Origin of the sequence: Campylobacter sp. P255 (assembly GCF_003627915.1) — a bacterium.
Classification (GTDB): Bacteria; Campylobacterota; Campylobacteria; order Campylobacterales; family Campylobacteraceae; genus Campylobacter_D.
Genome location: NZ_NREN01000010.1, coordinates 20,835 through 39,400, shown reverse-complemented (window position 1 = coordinate 39,400; position 18,566 = coordinate 20,835). Strand labels below are relative to the sequence as shown.

The 18,566-nt window shown below is 33.8% G+C and carries 20 protein-coding genes; 3 read left to right on the top strand and 17 right to left on the bottom strand.

Annotation, left to right across the window (positions count from 1 at the left end; all coding sequences use genetic code 11):
• Nucleotides 1-55 precede the first annotated feature (55 nt).
• The 15 genes from flgE to infA all read right to left on the bottom strand — a co-directional run bounded on the left by flgE (nt 56) and on the right by infA (nt 12,146).
• Entirely contained in the window at nt 56-2,527 is a 2,472-nt protein-coding gene (gene flgE, locus CKA54_RS06120; protein ID WP_120760706.1) for a flagellar hook protein FlgE, read from the bottom strand.
• A gap of 223 nt (nt 2,528-2,750) precedes the next feature.
• On the bottom strand, nt 2,751-3,377 hold the full coding sequence (hisIE, locus tag CKA54_RS06115) for a bifunctional phosphoribosyl-AMP cyclohydrolase/phosphoribosyl-ATP diphosphatase HisIE (protein ID WP_039667852.1): 627 nt from the start codon (nt 3,375-3,377) through the stop codon (nt 2,751-2,753).
• 13 nt (nt 3,378-3,390) lie between these two features.
• On the bottom strand, nt 3,391-4,158 hold the full coding sequence (hisF, locus tag CKA54_RS06110) for an imidazole glycerol phosphate synthase subunit HisF (protein WP_120760705.1): 768 nt from the start codon (nt 4,156-4,158) through the stop codon (nt 3,391-3,393).
• Nucleotides 4,140-4,874 (bottom strand): 1-(5-phosphoribosyl)-5-[(5-phosphoribosylamino)methylideneamino] imidazole-4-carboxamide isomerase, encoded by a 735-nt coding sequence (locus CKA54_RS06105; RefSeq protein ID WP_120760704.1) that lies wholly within the window; start codon nt 4,872-4,874, stop codon nt 4,140-4,142. The genes hisF and CKA54_RS06105 overlap by 19 nt, the downstream gene beginning before the upstream one ends.
• 6 nt (nt 4,875-4,880) lie before the next feature.
• Nucleotides 4,881-5,462, bottom strand: a complete 582-nt coding sequence (hisH, locus tag CKA54_RS06100; protein ID WP_120760703.1) for an imidazole glycerol phosphate synthase subunit HisH — start codon at nt 5,460-5,462, stop codon at nt 4,881-4,883.
• The gene (gene hisB / locus CKA54_RS06095; RefSeq protein ID WP_120760702.1) at nt 5,459-6,526 is read right to left on the bottom strand and encodes a bifunctional histidinol-phosphatase/imidazoleglycerol-phosphate dehydratase HisB; all 1,068 of its coding nucleotides are present in this window, start codon (nt 6,524-6,526) and stop codon (nt 5,459-5,461) included. The genes hisH and hisB overlap by 4 nt, the downstream gene beginning before the upstream one ends.
• Entirely contained in the window at nt 6,523-7,803 is a 1,281-nt protein-coding gene (gene hisD / locus CKA54_RS06090; protein WP_120760701.1) for a histidinol dehydrogenase, read from the bottom strand. The genes hisB and hisD overlap by 4 nt, the downstream gene beginning before the upstream one ends.
• Nucleotides 7,804-7,812: 9 nt before the next feature.
• The gene (gene hisG / locus CKA54_RS06085; RefSeq protein ID WP_120760700.1) at nt 7,813-8,712 is read right to left on the bottom strand and encodes an ATP phosphoribosyltransferase; all 900 of its coding nucleotides are present in this window, start codon (nt 8,710-8,712) and stop codon (nt 7,813-7,815) included.
• Between the two features lie 115 nt (nt 8,713-8,827).
• On the bottom strand, nt 8,828-9,181 hold the full coding sequence (gene rplQ / locus CKA54_RS06080) for a 50S ribosomal protein L17 (RefSeq protein ID WP_012660847.1): 354 nt from the start codon (nt 9,179-9,181) through the stop codon (nt 8,828-8,830).
• 3 nt (nt 9,182-9,184) lie between these two features.
• Nucleotides 9,185-10,198, bottom strand: a complete 1,014-nt coding sequence (locus tag CKA54_RS06075; protein ID WP_120760699.1) for a DNA-directed RNA polymerase subunit alpha — start codon at nt 10,196-10,198, stop codon at nt 9,185-9,187.
• Nucleotides 10,199-10,212: 14 nt separating this feature from the next.
• A complete protein-coding gene (gene rpsD, locus CKA54_RS06070; protein ID WP_039617184.1) occupies nt 10,213-10,839 on the bottom strand; it encodes a 30S ribosomal protein S4 in 627 nt (208 codons plus the stop codon).
• Nucleotides 10,840-10,869: 30 nt separating this feature from the next.
• Nucleotides 10,870-11,262, bottom strand: coding sequence for a 30S ribosomal protein S11 (gene rpsK, locus CKA54_RS06065; protein ID WP_039662396.1), 393 nt, complete (start codon nt 11,260-11,262; stop codon nt 10,870-10,872).
• Nucleotides 11,263-11,271: 9 nt separating this feature from the next.
• Nucleotides 11,272-11,637 (bottom strand): 30S ribosomal protein S13, encoded by a 366-nt coding sequence (gene rpsM, locus CKA54_RS06060; RefSeq protein ID WP_012660843.1) that lies wholly within the window; start codon nt 11,635-11,637, stop codon nt 11,272-11,274.
• Nucleotides 11,638-11,640: 3 nt separating this feature from the next.
• Entirely contained in the window at nt 11,641-11,754 is a 114-nt protein-coding gene (gene rpmJ, locus CKA54_RS06055) for a 50S ribosomal protein L36 (RefSeq protein ID WP_002781429.1), read from the bottom strand.
• Between the two features lie 173 nt (nt 11,755-11,927).
• A complete protein-coding gene (gene infA / locus CKA54_RS06050; RefSeq protein WP_012660842.1) occupies nt 11,928-12,146 on the bottom strand; it encodes a translation initiation factor IF-1 in 219 nt (72 codons plus the stop codon).
• Between the two features lie 133 nt (nt 12,147-12,279).
• Here infA and CKA54_RS06045 point away from each other — a divergent pair, with 133 nt between their 5' ends.
• The 3 genes from CKA54_RS06045 to CKA54_RS06035 are packed head-to-tail and all read left to right on the top strand — an operon-like array spanning nt 12,280 to nt 16,326.
• Nucleotides 12,280-13,566 carry an MFS transporter gene (locus CKA54_RS06045; RefSeq protein ID WP_120760698.1) on the top strand — a complete coding sequence of 429 codons (1,287 nt, stop codon included), beginning with the start codon at nt 12,280-12,282 and terminating at the stop codon, nt 13,564-13,566.
• 53 nt (nt 13,567-13,619) lie between these two features.
• Entirely contained in the window at nt 13,620-14,540 is a 921-nt protein-coding gene (locus tag CKA54_RS06040; RefSeq protein WP_120760697.1) for a cytochrome-c peroxidase, read from the top strand.
• The gene (locus CKA54_RS06035; RefSeq protein WP_120760696.1) at nt 14,524-16,326 is read left to right on the top strand and encodes a methyl-accepting chemotaxis protein; all 1,803 of its coding nucleotides are present in this window, start codon (nt 14,524-14,526) and stop codon (nt 16,324-16,326) included. Before CKA54_RS06040 ends, CKA54_RS06035 begins: the two co-directional genes overlap by 17 nt.
• Nucleotides 16,327-16,341: 15 nt before the next feature.
• On the opposite strand, the gene map is transcribed toward CKA54_RS06035, so the two are convergent.
• Both map and CKA54_RS06025 read right to left on the bottom strand, forming a co-directional pair.
• Nucleotides 16,342-17,097 carry a type I methionyl aminopeptidase gene (gene map, locus CKA54_RS06030; protein ID WP_120760695.1) on the bottom strand — a complete coding sequence of 252 codons (756 nt, stop codon included), beginning with the start codon at nt 17,095-17,097 and terminating at the stop codon, nt 16,342-16,344.
• Nucleotides 17,098-17,188: 91 nt separating this feature from the next.
• Nucleotides 17,189-18,556 carry an L-serine ammonia-lyase gene (locus CKA54_RS06025; RefSeq protein ID WP_120760694.1) on the bottom strand — a complete coding sequence of 456 codons (1,368 nt, stop codon included), beginning with the start codon at nt 18,554-18,556 and terminating at the stop codon, nt 17,189-17,191.
• Nucleotides 18,557-18,566: the final 10 nt, after the last annotated feature.

The window sequence follows — 18,566 nt, the reverse complement described above, 5'->3', positions numbered from 1 at the left end:
TACCTCGATAACCTTGTAAAGCTTGATCCCAAGGTTTTAAAACCTTGGGTTAGGATTATTGTTTTAATTGAAGCAAAGTATTTAAAAGCTGATCACTTGTGGTAATCGTTTTTGAGTTTGCTTGATATCCTCTTTGGATTACGATAAGCTCGGTTAGCGCACGACTTAAATCCACATTTGACATTTCTATAGCTGAGCCTTTTAAGCCCCCTCTACCGCCTTCGCCAGCATGACCTATAGTAGGTGTTCCTGAGTTAGCTGTTGCTTTGAAAAGGTTATTACCCATTTCTTCAAGACCCATGTTATTTGGGAAGGTCGCTAGAGCTACTTTAGCTAAAGCTAGAGTTTTACCATTTGTAAATTCTCCATAGATATAACCATTCTCATCAGTTCTTAATGCATCTGGCTTTAGATTACCCCCTGTGTAACCATCGGTTTCTTGTTTAGTAGTAGATGAGTCTTTATCATAGCTTGTTAAACCATCAAAACCACCTGTTGTTCCAAAGTCAAGTTTTATAACTTGGTCAGGTTTTGAGCCGTTATTTCCGGTGAAGTTTAATACATTTGGCGTATAGCTTTGAAGTGAACCATCATTGCCAAATCTTAAATTTCCTACTACGATGTTTCCTGGAGCTCCATCGCCACTAAAATTTATCTCTGCAGGCTCAGGCACAGAGATGATGATAGACCATTCAGCCCCACCATCTGCTGTTTTAGTTTGTTTGGTAAATTGCACAGTTAGCTCATGTCTAGTTCCTAATGAGTCAAAGATTTCTATACTAGCAGTATGAGCTGATAAGTACATATCTTGAGAATATTTTTCATTATTACCTGCGTTGAAATTTCCATCTAAGGCGCTAAACATCGCTGTGAATTTATCATTAGTAGCGATTTTATTAGTTTCATCTGAATAACCTGTAACTTTAAAAGTCATATCTTTTGATTGGCCTTCAACTTTAGGATTTGTTATTTTAAATCTACCATCACTTTCTACTACTACCTCCACTGCAGCATTAGCATCACCTTGACCAGGTCCATTACCAGGAGCACCATTACCCCAGTTTTCTAAAGAACCATCTCCGTCATAATCCACACCCCATCTTGCATCTCTTTGTAAAAGCTCTCTTAAATCCTCAGTAGTATGGAAGGTTCTTTGACCATTTGGAGTAGGCATATTAGCTCCAGTTTGAGGATTAGGCTCTCCACCTACATCTACATTATTTTTGCTATAAATATATTCATGTGCAGTTACAACATTTACACTCATTTTAGCATTACCATTTACTCCATTAGGATCATCTGTTCCTAACCATGCTCTATCTGCTGTTCCATTAGCAACCAAAAGCCCGTCAATATCTCCAGTTGCAACGTCATCGGCATCTCTAGTTCTAACTTGAGCTCCAGCTGTAGTAGTTGCATTTACTTGTATATCTAAATTTTTTGACTTAGCTGTAGTTCCTGTGCTATTATCATTAGTAAAAGTGATTTTACCATCTACTATAGAAGCTACCACTCCAGTTTCGGCTGTCTTAGCATTGATAGCATTAATAAAAGTATCTCTACCCACTCCTGTAGCTTGAATTCTAGTTCCATTTATAGTTATATCTAAGGTTGCAGGATATTGAGTTCCATTAGCTGCTGTAAAACCCCAAAAAGTATATTCTTTATTTTTTTCCATTTTAGCTTGCTCTGTTGGCAAATCAGGAGATAGTGTAACATTCGAAGTATGTTTAGCATCAGCATAACTTACCCACATACCTTGGCCATCTCTTAGGTTTAAACCCTCACCTTGAGCGTTAAACACTACGCCCATATCTACACCTTTTTCCGTTACTTGGGCTCCACTTTTTGAAGTAGTGTAAAACTCAGTATGGCCAGTATCATTTTCATCTATAGGCTTACCTATATCAGATCTTTCTCCATGCTTGGAATCTAAAGCATATATAGGACGCTTAGCAGAAGCATTCATACCTAAAGTATTACCACTATCTAAATTTGCTGTAAGGCTTACTGAAGTACTTGGCCTAGCAGGCATACTCATACCAGGTGGGATAACTATATCTTGCACTGAAGTTGAAGAGTCAATTTGACCCGTTTCTTGATTATAATTCCAACCTTGAACGGTATAGCCGTTATTGTCTACGAAATTTCCTACTGCGTCTGTTTTAAAGTCCCCTGCACGGGTAAAAAACTGCGTAGTGCCACCATCATTTGAAACGATGAAAAATCCATCACCATTGATAGCCATATCGGTGTTTTTATCTGTAGTTTGGATATTACCTTGAGAGTGAATTCTAGTAGTAGAATTTACACCTGCACCAAGTCCAACTTGCATAGGGTTTTTACCACCTAGGTTGCCATCTGGAGCTGTAGCTATCTTAGAAGTTTGACTCATAAGCGTTGAGAAATCCGCACGAGAATATTTAAAACCAAATGTATTAACATTGGCTATGTTATTACCTTCTACATCCATTGCGTATTGGTGTGCTTGGAGTCCTGAAACCCCAGCCCAAAGAGATCTCATCATAATTAAATCCTTTAAAAAATATTGCTTTGTGAATATCTCACAATCTTCTATTGCTTAGCAAAGATAAAGCAATAAGTGTTCCAAAATTTAGATAAAATGAAATTAAAAAAGTAGAAAATAAACCAAATATTAGTTTTAAAAATGTAAAGTTTTTTTTAAATTGCTCGATATAGCTAACGAATCTTTTCAAAAATATTGCTTAATTAAGCGTGAGAAATCACGCTTAACTTTTATTTCTTTCTTTTAATTTAGCAATCACATCATTTAAACTCAAATTTGCATCAGCCAATAAAACATCTAAATGATAAAGTAAATCAGCCGCTTCATTTATGAGTTCTTCTTTATCTTTAACAGTAGCAGCTAAAGCCGTTTCAACACCTTCTTCACCTACTTTTTGCGCTATGCGTTTAGTGCCTTTAGAAAAGAGTTCAGCTGTATAAGAAGAATTTACACAAGAGCTTTTACGTGAGTTAATAAGCTTTTCAAGACGCGATAAAAATACAAAATCAGCCTTTTTAGAAAGCGTTTCAAAACAAGAAATATCACCTGTATGACAAGTAGCACCTTGTGCTCTTACAAGGATTAAAATACAATCTCTATCACAATCAAGTCCCATATCTATAATATGTAAAAAATTCCCACTCTGCTCGCCCTTCATCCACAAACGCTCTTTAGTTCTTGAGTAAAAAACAACCTTTTTGTGTTTAAAACTTTCTCTTAGAGCTTGTTCATTCATAAAACCTTGCATTAAAACCTCACAAGAACGATAATCTTGAATGATCACGGGAATGAGATTATTTATTTTTTGCCAATTTATGCTTTTTATAAATTCTTCTTCATTTATCTTCATAGTTTTTCCTTTTTTAAATGCGAATTTGTATACCTTGATCTTTTAAAAATAGTTTTAATTCTTTAATATCTATAAGTTTTTTATGAAAAATTGAAGCTGCTAAAGCTCCATCAACCCCAAGCTTAAAAGCATCTAAAAAATGCTCTTTAGCCCCTGCGCCACCACTTGCCACTAAAGGCACAGGACAAATTTGTCTAACTTTAGCAAGTTGATCTAAATCATAACCCTTTCTCATACCATCTTGATTCATCATATTTAGCACGATTTCACCAGCTCCAAGCTCACATACTTGCTTTACCCATTCTAGTGTTTTTTTACCACTGTGGCGAGATTTACTCTCATCTCCAGTGTATTTATATACCAAAAGATCACCATTTTCATCTTTAAAGGTGTCTATACCTACAACTACGCATTGCACACCAAAGCTTTTTGCGAGTCGTGAAATTAAATCAGGATCATTTAAAGCAGGGGAATTAATAGAAATCTTATCAGCACCACTTGCTAAAAGTTCTTTCGCATCATCTTCACTTTTTATACCTCCTGCAACGCAAAATGGTATGGAAATATTTTGTGCTACTTTGCTTACCCAAGTTCTATTAATACGCTCATTTTTAGCTGAAGCAGTTATATCATAAAATACTAGCTCATCAATACCATTTTGTGAGTAAAATTTAGCAAGCTCTATCACATCTCCCATGTCTTCATGATTTTTAAACTGCACACCTTTAACTACTCTACCATCTTTTACATCTAAACATGCGATTATGCGTTTTGTAAGCATTCTCTAGCCTCCTTTATGCTAAATTCTCTATCAAGCAAGGCCTTACCTACAATAATACCACTTACTATGCCATTTAGCTTTTTAAAATCCTCCAAGCTTGCTACGCCACCACTTGCTTGTGTTTGTAAATGTGGAAATTTTTCATACAAAGCTTTATATAAAGCGATGTTTGCCCCACTCATTGTGCCATCTTTAGAAATATCTGTGCATAAAATATGCTTTACATTTTTGTAAAAATTTAAAAGCTCAAATAATTTTTCATCGCTTGTTTTACTCCATGCATCAATAGCTACAAAGAACTCATCTTTAATACAAATACTATCAAGCGCTAAGACTATATTTTCTACACCAAATTCACGCAAAAGCTCTTGTGTGAAAGTTTTATTTTTAACCGCTAAAGAACCTATAACTACACGCTTAACACCGCTATCAAATAAAGCCTTAATCTCATCTTTAGTGCGAATTCCTCCGCCTACTTGTAGATTTACTTTGATTTTAGAAGCTAGATTTTCTATGAGTTTAAGCTGTCTTTTACTAGGATCTTTTGCACCACTTAAATCTACTAAATGAAGCCACGATATATCTTGCGCTTCATATTCTTGAAATTTAGCTAAAGGATCAAAGCTGTATTCTTGTTTTTTAGCATAATCTCCTTTATAAAGCCTTACTACTTTGCCATCTATTAAGTCCAATGCTGGGATGATTTGAGTTTGCATTTTTACCTACATATTTATGAAATTTTTTAACAATACCTCGCCCGCTTCGCCACTTCTTTCAGGGTGAAACTGCACACCATAAAAATTGTCTTTGTTTAAACTTGCACTAAATTTAGTAGAGTATTCGCACTCTGCGATGGTGTATTCGTTTAAACCCACACAATAACTATGCACGAAATAAAAATAAGCCCCATCTAAACCTTGGAAAAGTTCATGTGAGCTAAAAACTTGGTTCCATCCCATGTGCGGGAAAGTAAAATCAGCTTTTTCTTGAAATTTTTGTGTTTTAAAAGGCATAATGCCAAGTGTTTTTTGGTGTAACTCTTCTGAAAACTCACCTAAAATTTGCATACCAAGACAAATTCCCAAAAGCGGTTTAGTAGTGGTTTGGATAAAATTTTCTAAATTAAGCGCTTTAAGATTACTAATAGCTTTAGCTGCTGTCCCAACTCCGGGAAGCAAAAGTTTATCTACACATGAGAGTTCTTTTACATCATTACTGATAATGCATTTTTGCCCTACACGTTCAAGTGCAAAAGCAAGCGAAGCCAAATTCGCACAACCTGTATCTATAATAGCTAGTTTCATATCACTCCTTTTGAGCTTGCTAGATTGTCATTTTCTATTTTAATGGCCATTTTTAAAGCTCTAGCAAAAGCTTTAAAAAGCCCTTCGGCTTTATGGTGGTCGTTTTTACCTTTAACCTTTAAATGCAAACTTGCACCCATAGCATAGCTTAGCGAGTAGAAAAAATGCTCTATCATTTCTGTGCTTAGTTCTCCAAGCTTTTCTTTTTTAAATTTAGCCTTATAAACTAAATGCGGTCTATTACAAAAGTCAATCGCACAACTTGCAAAACACTCATCCATAGGCAAAACAAAACCATATCTTGCAATACCTATTTTTTGATCTAGTGCTATTTTAATGGCTTCGCCCAAAGCAAGTGCTACATCTTCAACACTATGATGTTCATCGACTTCTAAATCTCCTTGACATTTGATCTCTAAAGATATATTTGCATGAGTGGCGATTTGCTCTAACATGTGATCAAAAAAAGCGATATTAGTTTGAATATCAGCTTTTGCTTTTTCATTAAAAGCTATTTTGACTTGAATTTGAGTTTCTTTGGTATTGCGTTTGACAAAAGCATTACGATAATTTTGCAAAATAAAATCTGCAATTTGCTCCCAACTAAATGTGTCGTCGTTGTATTTTAAACCTTGAATTTTAAGGTTTTGCGCTAGGATCATATCGCTATCTCTATCGCCTATGACAAAGCTTTTGTTTTGATCATAGAGATTGTTTTTTATATAGTTTTCAAGCATAGCTGTTTTTGGTTTTCTACAAGTGCAATTTTCGTGTTCAAAATGCGGGCAAATAAAAATATCTTCAAATTCTATCCCGCAACTTCGAAAAACACTTAGCATTTTTTCATGAGGTTTGTCAAAATTATCTCTAGGAAAAGAATTTGTACCTAGGCCATCTTGATTACTCACCATGACAAATTTGAAGCCAAAATTTTTTAATTTTAATAATGCATTGATCGCACCTTTTTTAAATTCAAGCTTTTCTAAAGAATCAACCTGAAAATCTTCCTTTGGCTCATCTATAAGCGTGCCATCTCTATCGATAAATAATATTTTCGCACTCATTTTAAGCTTTCTAATCTTATACTTACAGCATTTTTGTGCCCATCAAGTCCTTCAGCTGCTGCCAAAACCTCCACTACAGGTCCAAGCTTTTTAAAGCCTTCTTTACTTAGTTCTTGCACGGTCATTCTTTTCATAAAATCCGCAAGCCCTAAAGAAGAATACGATCTTGCAAAACCATAAGTTGGTAAAACATGATTTGTCCCACTTGCATAATCTCCCATAGACTCTGGAGAATACTCACCTAAAAATACCGAACCTGCGTGCGTGATCTTTTCGATCAAACTAGATGGATTTTGCGTATGAATGATCAAATGCTCTGGTGCATAATCATTTGAAATACTTATAGCGTGTTTTATATCTTTAGCAAGAATGATTTTAGAATGTGCTAAAGACTTTAAAGCGATTTCTTTGCGCGAGAGTTTTTCTAGCTGCAAAGCAACTTCTTTGTCCACTTCTTTAGCTAATTTTTCACTAGTACAAACTAAAATCGCTTGAGAATCTGCTCCGTGTTCAGCCTGTGAAAGCAAATCTGATGCTATAAATTGAGCATTAGCAAACTCATCTGCTAAAACTAACACTTCTGAAGGCCCTGCTTGCATATCAATGGCAACTCCATGGTTGTTTACTTGTTTTTTAGCTTCAGTGACAAAGGCATTTCCTGGTCCAAAAATTTTATCGACTTTTTTCACACTTTGCGTTCCGTAGGCAAATGCTGCTATGGCTCCTGCACCACCAATTTGATATACCGCATCTACCTCACAAAGTCTTGCTACAAAAGCAATAGCGGGGTGCAAAGGTGCAGGAGAAGCTAAAGCGATAAATTTGCATTGTGCGATCTTAGCAGGGATAGCTAGCATAAGTGCAGTTGAAAAAAGTGGTGCCAAACCTCCTGGTATATAAAGCCCCACTTTTTCAATAGCTCTTGTTAGCACCTTGCATGTTACACCTTCAAAGGTTTGCACTGTTATAGTTTGACTCTCTTGTGCTTTGTGAAATTTGTAGATATTTTCATAAGCTATTTTAATAGCATGCTTTAACTCATCATCAATTTGTTCTGCTAAATCACTAAGCTCTTCATCGCTTAGCTTGATAGAGTTTAACTCAACTTTGTCAAATTTTATCGCCATTTGCTTTAAAGCCTCATCTTTGTTTGCTTTAACATCTTCGATGATTTCTTCTACTATGACTTTTACTTGTGAGTTTGCATTGATAGCAGGGCGACTTAACGCTATTTCTTGTTCACTTTTACTAAGTTTTTCAAAATCAAGTATTTGCATTTTTATCCTTTAAGAGAGCATTTTTTCAATAGGTAAAACCAAAATAGCACTTGCACCTTCTTTTTTCAAAGCTTCCATAGTTTCCCAAAATAAATTTTCCTGACTAACCATATGTAGTGCAACTTTGGCTTTATCATTTTCCAAAGGTAAAATCGTAGGCTTTTCAACACCTGGTAATAAAGCTGTGATTTTTTCAAGCTTTTCAATAGGCGCATGTAGCATAATGTATTTTGACTCCCTTGCTTGCATAACACCGCTAATTCTAATGAGTAATTTATCGATTAGTTCTTGTTTGTGTGAAGCTAGACTTTCTTTTCTTTGGATAATGCATGCTTTGGATTTATAAATCACCATCACTTCTTTAAGTCCATTAGCTTTTAAAGTAGCTCCACTTGAAACCAAATCACAAATTCCATCGGCCAAATTCGCACTAGGTGCTACTTCTACCGAGCCTGTTAGCATACATGTTTTATATGCGATATTGTTTTCTTCCATAAAGCGTTTTAAAAGCTGTGGATAAGAAGTGGCTATGCGTAAATTTCTAAAACTTTCTATACCTTTATACTCACTCTTTTCGGGAAGTGCCAAAGACAAACGACACCCTCCAAAATCAAGTTTTTTAAGCATGATAAATTCTGCGTTTTCGTTTTTTGATTTTCTTTCTAGTTCATTTTCTTCTAAAACATTTTCTCCAACTATCCCAAGATCTACCACACCATCAAAAATTAATCCTGGTATATCATCATCTCTTACTCGAAGCAAGTCAATGAGTAAATTAGTGGAAAAAGCTATTAAACTTTGATCATGTATACGAAGTTTTACGCCTATAGATTCAAGCAAAGCAATGGAATCTTTACTTAAGCGACCTGATTTTTGTATGGCAATGCGTAATCTCGAATTTTCTTGCATTTCTTTCCTTTTTTTGTAGTTAAAAGATTAATAGTAGCAAAAAATGGATAAAAATACAAAAAATATGATTTGAGTAGAAAAAGAAGTTTTTAGCCTTTAAAAAAAGGCTAAAAAATTAAGCTACAAATTCGATGAAAGCCATCTCTGCAGCATCGCCACGGCGAATTCTTGTTTTGATAATTCTTGTGTAACCACCGTTTCTATCTGCAAATTTAGGTGCGATTTCTGTTACAAGTTTATTGGTAGCTTCTTTATCTTGTAAGCTAGCAAACACTGCTCTATGGGCATTAAAGTCACCTTTTCTTGCACGAGTGATTAATCTTTCAACATAACCTCTTAATTCTTTTGCTTTAGGTAATGTTGTTTCTATTTTACCTGCTTTAATAATAGCAATGGTAAGGTTTTTTAATAAGGCTGCACGGTGAGTAGAAGTGCGACCTAACTTTCTATATCCATGTCTGTGTCTCATTGATTATCCTTCATTTTGTGCTTTTAATTCTGTAATTTTTTTCTTTAGCGTTTCTTTTGCACTATCACTGAGTTTTGAATTTCCTATAGGGAAGCCTATAGATTCCATTACGCTTTTGATCTCATCTAGAGATTTTTTACCTAGATTTTTCAAATCTGCAAGTTCACTTACACTCATCAAAGCAAGTTCGCCGATGTAAACTACATTTGCTTTTTCTAGGCAGTTAAAGCTTCTTGCGCTTAAGTTTAACTCAGTTATATTTTGAAGTAATTTCACATGCTCTACTTCATTACTTGGTGCTTGACTTCTTACAACACTTTGCGCATTAGTAATTTTACCAAACACTGATAATTGTTTATACATTGCCTCTAAAGCATTTTTAAAAGCATCACTTGGCGAAATTTGACCATCAGTTGTGATTGTAAAAACAACTTTTTCATAATCTGGGTTGTCTTCAAAAAGCACTTTTTCTATATCATAAACTGCATGTTTTACCGGAGTAAAGAACGCATCAAGTGCTATAAATTCAGGATCTAAGAAATTCTGAATTTCTTCAGAAGGCACATAACCTATACCTTTTTCAATGATTAAAGTGAATTCTAAATCCGCATCTTCATTGATAGTAGCAAGGTAGCTATCTGCATTCACAACTTCAACAACTTCATTGTTTAAGTCTTTTCCGCAAATTTCTTTTGGTCCTTTAAAACTAAAAGTTATGATTTCTTTTTCAGATTCTGTTTTTAGTTTAAATCTCAATTTTTTTAGATTGATAATAAACAATGCTACATCTTCAAGCATACCACGCATGCTATCAAATTCATGCGCTACGCCTTTGATTTTAACTCCTGTTGGAGCAAAACCTACTGTGCTTGAATAAAGCAAACGGCGCAAAGGATGCGCCAAAGTAATAGCATAGCCGATTTCAAAAGGCCATGCACTTACTTTTGCTACTGTATCACTGATATTTTCAATACTAAACTCTGTTGGTGTATAAGCAGAAGTTGTAATATGTCTCATATCAAAAACCTTTATTATTTAGAGTACAACTCAACGATATATCTTTCCTCAACTGGAATGATAACCTCTTCTCTTTCAGGTTTTCTTGTAAAAATTCCAAATCTTTTATCTTTTTCTACATCAACCCAAGCAACTATACCAGTTTGAGCAGTAAGTTCGATCGCTCTTGAAATTTGAGGATTATTTTTGCTTTTTTCAATCACTTCAATTTTTTGACCTGCTTCTACTCTATAACTAGGAATATCAACTCTTTTACCATTTACTAAAATGTGTCCATGAGTTACAAGTTGTCTTGCAAAACGGCGAGTTGTAGCAAAGCCCATTCTATAAACAACATTATCTAGTCTTTGTTCTAAAAGCTGAATTAAAAGCGCACCGGTATTACCGTCTTTTCTAGCAGCTTCGCTAAATAATCTTCTAAATTGTTTTTCGCTTACTCCATACATAAATTTAGCTTTTTGTTTTTCTCTTAGTTGGAGTCCGTATTCGCTGATTTTTGCTTTTCTTTGTCCATGTTGACCTGGTGCGTAAGGGCGTTTATCTAAAGCACTTTTACCTGCTAATCTTCTTTCGCCTTTCATTGCCAAGCTTACGCCAAGTCGTCTTTCTAATTTCTCTACTGGTCCTCTATATCTTGCCATTATAATTCTCCTAAATCTTATATCTTATTCTTAGACACGACGACGTTTTGGTGGTCTACAACCATTGTGAGCTAATGGAGTAATATCTTTTAAGAAAGTTACTTTAATACCTTCCATAGCACCTACACTCTTAACCGCTGTCTCACGACCACTTCCTGGTCCTTGTACTTTGATACCAACTTCTTTGATACCATGTTCTTTTGCTTTACTTAAAGCATCTTCAACTGCTTGTTGTGCTGCATAAGGAGTTGATTTTTTAGAACCTTTAAATCCTAAACCACCTGCACTACTCCAAGCGATAGCATTTCCCATTTCATCAGTTACAGTAACCATAGTATTATTAAATGTTGCACTGATATAAACTATACCTTTAGCTATATTTTTTTTAACTACTTTTTTCTTTACTACTTTTCTTTTTGCCATTTTCTATCCTTATGATTTTGCACCAACGGTTTTTCTCTTACCTTTTCTAGTTCTGGCATTTGTTTTTGTTTTTTGACCACGAACCGGTAAGCCTTTTCTATGTCTTAAGCCTCTAAAGCTTCCTAGATCCATCAATGCTTTGATATCCATAGCAACTTGTTTTCTAAGATCACCCTCAACCATATAGTTTTCTTGAATTTCTTTACGGATAGCTGCTGCTTCATCTTCACTTAACTCGTGAACTCTTTTATCATAAGAAATTCCGGTTTTATCTAAGATTTTTCTTGAAGTATGTAAGCCTATACCATAAATATAAGTCAAACCATATTCAATTCTTTTTTTCTTTGGTAAATCCACACCTGCAATACGAGCCATAAATTATCCTTGTCTTTGTTTGTGTTTTGGATTTTCGCAAATAATGCGAACTACGCCTTTACGACGAACTACTTTGCACTTGTCACACATCTTTTTAACAGATGGTCTAACTTTCATGCTTTTCTCCTGTTATTATAAATTCCACTTTTTTACAACTGCACCAGGTTTTTAGAGCAACCAACTATTTTCAAAATAAGTGGTGATTTTGAAAATACTTCTTCATACAGTTTTATTGCAATTTCTGCAAAAGTGCTAATTATATCTTACTTTTGCTTTCAAACAACTTAGACTTATTTGTATCTAAATGTAATACGTCCCTTATCAAGACTATAAGGTGTTAGCTCTACTTTAACTCTATCACCAGGCATAATCCGGATATAATGCATACGCATTTTACCCGCAATGTGACAAAGTATTACGTGTTTATTGTCTAATTCAACTTTAAAAGTTGCATTAGGTAAAGCTTCGATTACATTACCATCGATTTCGATAATATCATCTTTTGCCAATGCTTTTCTCCTTTCTATAAAATACAAAGCTAACATTTTATCACAATTTTTCTTTTAAATTTTTAATATTTTTCTACAAACACCGATATTTTTTACTATAATTACAGAATTACCACAAGAAGAAAGTATTTAAATGCCAAAAACTTTAACAAAAAGTGATTTAAAATCCCTTTCTTTATATTCTTTAGGAGGGGCTTTAGAATTTTATAATTTTATTATATTTATCTTTTTTGCTAATTATATTTCTACAAGCTTTTTTCCTAGCGAATTAGATGATTTTTGGAAGCTTTTAGGTACTTACACTATCTTTGCAACGGGGTATCTAACTAAGCCTTTTGCTAAAACCATTAAAAATTATTTTAAAACACAATTTTATTGCATCAAAGCACAAAATTTAAATATTATATTAATCATGCTTTCTACTTTCTCTCTGGCATTTATACCTACTTTTGAAAGCATTGGATATTTTTCTCTTGTGATTTTACTCTTTATTAGAATACTGCAAGGTCTTGCAATTGGCAAAGAATTTACTCATGCTTGGTCTTTTGTAAAAAGACACTCACCTGATGGTAAAGATGGTTTTTGTCTAAGCAGTGTCAATGTTTCTATGACGGCGGGTGTTATTTTTGCATGTTTAGCTACTTTGGCTATCCATCGATACTTTGTTTTAGAGGAAATTTATGCATATGCTTGGCGTTTTCCTTTTATTGTTGGTGGTTTTTTAAGCATGTTGCTTCTATATTTTGGAAAAACTTTAAAACAAAACTTCATAACTCAAAAAATACAACACAATCACCAAGAAAATTTTACTTTTAAAGATCTTTTTGAAAGCAAAAAAGACTTTTCAAAAATTCTAGCTACCATGCTTTTATCGTGGATGCTTACAGCTTACGTTATTATACTCACTCTGCTTATGCCTAATTTTATACCTGAAGTTTTGATTTTAGAAAAAATAGATGCTCTTTTGATTCAAATTATCGCGCCTGTGATATTGTCTTGTGGAACTTTACTAGCTGGAATTTGGGTTGATAAGTTTGGCTTTTTGATTACGACTTTTATTTTTGCTATAGGTTTTAGCTTTTCATGTTTTTTATATTTTTACTTTTTTTATGCACAAATTTTACATTTAAGTATATATTGTTATTTTATTGCATGTTTTTTTGGCGGGATCAATGCTTTAGCGCCTATCTTGATTTGTAAAATTTTTAATCCCGATAAAGATCTCACTAAAATTACATTTTCATATAATATTGCTTATGCAATAGCAGGTTTTTTTACACCACAATTTGTTTTCATATTACATTCTTTAGCAGTAAAACCTGATGAACCTTTTATATACGGGATTTTTACTTACACTTTGATCTTATCTCTTATAAGCCTTTTGATCGCGATATTTATTTATAAGAAATTAAGATTGTAGTGTTATAATTAATAAAAATTATTAATTAAAAATTTATATAAAGGAATGGATATATGAAAATTTTTAGTTTATTGATATTGACTTTATTGCCGCTTTATGCAGTTGAAATGATCACGCCCATACCAGAAAGTATACCTTATGATAAAGAAAAAGCTATTTTAGGAAAAAAACTTTATATGGATACAAGTCTATCAAAAGACAAAAAAGTATCTTGCAATAGCTGTCATAATGTTGCAAATTTTGGGGTAGATAACAAAACTTTCTCTACAGGTACCAATGGAATAGTAGATGAACCTTTTCATACGCCTACAAATTTCAATGCCATTTTTAATTTAGCCCAATTTTGGAGAGGTAATGCTAAAGATTTACAAGAACAAGCAAAACACCCTTTGCTTAATCCCAAAGAAATGGGTCTAAAAGATGATATAGAAGTTGAAAAAATCGTAAAAAGCAACACTTACTATGAAAAAGAATTTAAAAGACTTTATGGAGAAGTAAGCTTTGATAATATTGCTGATGCCTTGGCTGAATTCCAAAAAACTCTACTAACCCCTAACTCACCTTTTGATCGCTTTTTAAAGGGTGATAAAAATGCCATTAGTGAGCAAGCTAAAAGAGGATATAATGCCTTTTTATCAAATGGTTGTATCGCTTGTCATCAAGGACAGAATATAGGTGGAAATATGTACCAAAAAATGGGGGTTTTTGTGCCTTATGACAATGGAACCAATTGGCAAGGACGCTACGAGATCACTAAAGATCCACATGATAAATTTGTAGTCAAAGTTCCAAGTCTTAGAAATATAGCCAAAACCGCACCTTATTTTCATGATGGCTCCATGCCGACACTTGATGCTTGTGTGCAATTTATGGCGTATTATCAACTAGGTAAATTTTTAGAACAAGATGTGGTTGATGATATAGTTGCTTTTTTGAATTCTTTAACAGGAGAATACCATGATCCACTCAAATAAAAAATCTTTTTCTTTTTTAAAGCAGTTTATTGCTTTATCCGTGGTGGTTTTAATACTACTTTTAACTTTGACTTTATTTATTTTCAACACTTATAACACTACTAAAAGAAATTCTCTCATCATGAGTTCTTTTCAAAAATTAGAAATTTTAGACACTAAAATAGATGAAATTTTTAAAAATAGGTTGGATTTACAAAACTATGACATTAGCGTGGCTTTGATCCAAGAATTTGAAAATACCTTAGCGGTTTTAAAATCTAACGAGATAGATACAAAAAAACTTGAAGCTATTTTTCAAAAGAAAAACACTCAACTACAACACTTTAAATCAGCTAATTCTATTGTCATTAATTCAAAACTATATCTTTATGAAATCCAACAAGAAATCATTAAAGCAACCAACAAAATAGCACTAAGCACACAAGAAGCTAAGCAAATTAATGCGGTAGGAAGTATTTTAAGTATCATAGGAACTATGGATATTTTAGAACCATTGGTTCAAAATAGACTACAAGGCTTAATATCAAGCCTAAATGTAGAAAATTCTCAACTCCCACAAGAATTATTTGAACTTTTTAGTACACATTGTAAAATGATACTCAGTCAAGTTAAAGTCTTAAAAGAAAATTCTCAAAGTCATTTTGATCAAGAACTCCAAAAAGAAATCATTGCTTATAAAAATACCGTTGCTGAAACAATCAACCTCAACAATAAGTACAATTTATACATTGCAATAGGAATTTTTATATTTACCTTGATTGTATTGGTGTTTTTTATATCACTTACCTTAAAAAAAGTAATCATACCTATTTCATTGTTAGAAAAACTTAGCTCTAATTTAGCGGGCGAACATGCTAATTTAAATGCAAGATTAGATATTGATAAAAAAAGTGAATTAGCTACGAGTGCGGGTTATATTAATTCTTTTATACAAACTGTGCAAAATTCTGTATTAGAAGCGATACAAACTGCTAACTCAAGCCATGCTAGCTCTCAAAAGCTTTCTAAAAACGCTGAAGTATTACAACAAAGTTCTCTTTTACAACACGAGCAAATTTCTAATGTTTATAAAATTGGATCAGTTTTAGAAAGCCATATTGACTTAACCCAAAATCTTGCAAAAGATACCATCAAAGATATGTATGATATGCAAGAAGTAATGACAAAAGTAGAAAGCACACTCAAAGAACTAGTAGAGTTGATTTTACTAAGTGGAGAAAAAGAACAAAGTGTATTAAGTGCTATGGATATGCTAGTACAAAGTGCTGATAGTATCGTAGAGGTTACAACAACCATTAAAGATATCGCCGATCAAACCAATTTGCTTGCATTAAATGCTGCTATTGAAGCTGCACGTGCTGGTGAACATGGTAGAGGATTTGCTGTTGTTGCAGATGAAGTTAGAAATTTAGCTGAAAAAACTACAAAATCACTAGTTGCTATAGAAACTACCGTAAAAACCATCGTGCAACAAATCAGTGACAATAAAAGCTTAATGGATGGTATTCACCAATCTATGAGTGACACCTCAAGCAAAGCAAATATTTTACAAGGCGAAGTGGGCACTTCCATAGAGAAACTAAAAACAAGTATTCATTCTACACAAATTATGGAAGAAAAAAGCGATGAGTCAAAAGCTAAAATGAATGAATTAGAACAAAATATAGAAAAAGTAACTGAACTTGCAAACTGTGTGAAAAACTACTCTCTTGAATTAACCCAAATTTCACAAGGTGTTTTAGAAGATGCTTCAAAGCTTTCAGAAAAGCTAAAAACATTTGAGTAAGAAAGTAAAACTTTCTTACTTAGATAAAATATCTGCTTTTCCATTGATAATCGCAACACAATGCTCATAATGGGCTGCATTTAAACCATCTTTACTTCCTGCCTCCCAGTTGCCTTTTAAATGCACTGGCGTGCCATCTTTTTGACACACCATAGGCTCTATACAAAATACCATACCATTTTTGATCTTTGGACCACTTTTTGCACTAGCACCTGGCTCTAGATAGTTTGGAATTTCAGGCTCTCCGTGTGGTTTTTTGCCTATACCGTGTCCACAATAGCCCTTTAAAGGCACAAAACCTCTTTGAGTAATAAACTCTCCAAGTTCATAAGAAAGCTCTTTAAAACGCATGCCTTCTTTTATAATATCTATAGCATAATACAAAGCATCTTTAGCACAAGCAATCAACGCCTCATCGGTGGCTGAAATTTTGCCTATAGGAATAGTTCTTGCCGCATCTCCATAATATCCATCTATGCATGTACCCACGTCAAGTCCTAAAATATCACCTTCCTTTAAAATACGCTCATCGCCTATACCATGGATGCAAGCTTGATTAAGCGAAATACAAATACTACCTGGAAAACCATACAACCCTTTAAATGATGGCTTTGCCCCATGTTTTAGTATAAATTCTTCTGCTTTGATGTCAATTTCTTTTAAACTCATGCCTGGCACAATAATGCTTTCTAGATAATCAAGCGTTCTAGCTACAAGCTCATTTGCCTTGCGTAATTTTTCTATTTCTGCTGGTTTTTTGATTTCTATCATTTAGTATTTTCCTTAAAGTTTTTAAAAATTTAGCATTTATGGGCTTTTAAAAGCTTTAAGGTTAAAACCTTAAGTTTTACAACTTAAGGTTTTAACATACACTTGTAAGATTAGTAGCTAAACCGCCTAAGGAGGTTTCTTTGTATTTTGAGTTCATATCCTTGCCGGTTTCATACATAGTTTTTATAACCTCATCAAGACTTACTTTTGGTGTAGATTTTCTACTCATTGCCATTCTAGCAGCCGAAATGGCCTTAATCGCCCCAAAAGCATTTCTTTCTATACAAGGAATTTGCACTAGACCACTCACTGGATCACAAGTTAATCCTAAATGGTGCTCCATTGCAATTTCTGCTGCATTACATGCTATTTTTGCATCAAAACCCATTACAGTAGCCATAGCACCTGCTGCCATAGAACTTGCACTTCCAATTTCTGCTTGGCAACCAGCTTCAGCACCACTGATACTTGCATTTTTCTTATAAAAAGAACCTATTAACATCGCAGCAAGCAAAAAGTTAATAGCTTTTTCATCATTAAACCCAACCGTGTGATTTTTAAGATAAAGCATAACAGCTGGTACAACCGCACACGCACCATTAGTTGGTGCAGTTACCACTCTTGCTCCGCTTGCATTCTCTTCTGCTACTGCAATAGCATACAAAGAAATAAAGTCAATAATCCCCAAAGGATCGCTTGTCATCGCTAAACGCTCATTTAACCCTTTAGCACGGCGTTTTAAGCGTAAATTTCCTGGAAGATAATCTGAACTTGGATGAATTCCATTATAATAAACTTCTTGCATAACCTCCCAAATTTCTAAACAATAAGCTCTAATTTCTTCCTTGGTATGAAATTGAAGCTCATACTCATAAGAAAGTTTTGCTAAGTCCCATGACTTTTCTTCACAAATTCTTAAAGCATCGCTAGCATGATTAATATCAAGTTCTAATTTAGCATGTTTTTGCTCACTAGAACCATCTTTATGTTTTTGAAGCTCAGCTTCACTCATCACAAAACCACCGCCCACCGAATAATAAATTTCTTCTGCGATGATTTCATTATCTTGACCATAAGCACTTACCTTTAAGCCATTTTCATGTAAAGGTAAAAAATCTTTTTCAAAAATCAAGTCTTGATCATAATCAAAACTTAATTCTTTTTGGGCATTTAAAACCAAAATTTTATCTTGCAAAATTTTATTAAAAACACGATCTTGCAAAGCAGCATTTAACTCTTTTGCTTTTAAACCACTTAAACCCCATATAATAGCTTTATCACTTAAATGGCCTTTGCCAGTTAATGACAAAGAACCATAAAGTCTGATTTGAATTTTTGTAATTTGCGTGATTTTATCTTTAATCTTTTCACAAAACATATTACCCGCTAACATTGGTCCTAAAGTATGAGAAGATGAAGGACCAACACCAACTTTAAATATACTTAAATTACTACTCATTCATTTGCAC

What these genes read in the sequence shown, in the direction of transcription:
- hisD (WP_120760701.1), bottom strand. Translation starts at nt 7,803, where the DNA reads ATGCAAATACTTGATTTTGAAAAACTTAGTAAAAGTGAACAAGAAATA.
- hisG (WP_120760700.1), bottom strand. Translation starts at nt 8,712, where the DNA reads ATGCAAGAAAATTCGAGATTACGCATTGCCATACAAAAATCAGGTCGC.
- rpsD (WP_039617184.1), bottom strand. Translation starts at nt 10,839, where the DNA reads ATGGCAAGATATAGAGGACCAGTAGAGAAATTAGAAAGACGACTTGGC.
- rpsM (WP_012660843.1), bottom strand. Translation starts at nt 11,637, where the DNA reads ATGGCTCGTATTGCAGGTGTGGATTTACCAAAGAAAAAAAGAATTGAA.
- CKA54_RS06035 (WP_120760696.1), top strand. Translation starts at nt 14,524, where the DNA reads ATGATCCACTCAAATAAAAAATCTTTTTCTTTTTTAAAGCAGTTTATT.
- hisIE (WP_039667852.1), bottom strand. Translation starts at nt 3,377, where the DNA reads ATGAAGATAAATGAAGAAGAATTTATAAAAAGCATAAATTGGCAAAAA.
- hisH (WP_120760703.1), bottom strand. Translation starts at nt 5,462, where the DNA reads ATGAAACTAGCTATTATAGATACAGGTTGTGCGAATTTGGCTTCGCTT.
- hisF (WP_120760705.1), bottom strand. Translation starts at nt 4,158, where the DNA reads ATGCTTACAAAACGCATAATCGCATGTTTAGATGTAAAAGATGGTAGA.
- hisB (WP_120760702.1), bottom strand. Translation starts at nt 6,526, where the DNA reads ATGAGTGCGAAAATATTATTTATCGATAGAGATGGCACGCTTATAGAT.
- map (WP_120760695.1), bottom strand. Translation starts at nt 17,097, where the DNA reads ATGATAGAAATCAAAAAACCAGCAGAAATAGAAAAATTACGCAAGGCA.
- CKA54_RS06025 (WP_120760694.1), bottom strand. Translation starts at nt 18,556, where the DNA reads ATGAGTAGTAATTTAAGTATATTTAAAGTTGGTGTTGGTCCTTCATCT.
- CKA54_RS06045 (WP_120760698.1), top strand. Translation starts at nt 12,280, where the DNA reads ATGCCAAAAACTTTAACAAAAAGTGATTTAAAATCCCTTTCTTTATAT.
- CKA54_RS06040 (WP_120760697.1), top strand. Translation starts at nt 13,620, where the DNA reads ATGAAAATTTTTAGTTTATTGATATTGACTTTATTGCCGCTTTATGCA.
- rplQ (WP_012660847.1), bottom strand. Translation starts at nt 9,181, where the DNA reads ATGAGACACAGACATGGATATAGAAAGTTAGGTCGCACTTCTACTCAC.
- CKA54_RS06075 (WP_120760699.1), bottom strand. Translation starts at nt 10,198, where the DNA reads ATGAGACATATTACAACTTCTGCTTATACACCAACAGAGTTTAGTATT.
- rpmJ (WP_002781429.1), bottom strand. Translation starts at nt 11,754, where the DNA reads ATGAAAGTTAGACCATCTGTTAAAAAGATGTGTGACAAGTGCAAAGTA.
- rpsK (WP_039662396.1), bottom strand. Translation starts at nt 11,262, where the DNA reads ATGGCAAAAAGAAAAGTAGTAAAGAAAAAAGTAGTTAAAAAAAATATA.
- flgE (WP_120760706.1), bottom strand. Translation starts at nt 2,527, where the DNA reads ATGATGAGATCTCTTTGGGCTGGGGTTTCAGGACTCCAAGCACACCAA.
- CKA54_RS06105 (WP_120760704.1), bottom strand. Translation starts at nt 4,874, where the DNA reads ATGCAAACTCAAATCATCCCAGCATTGGACTTAATAGATGGCAAAGTA.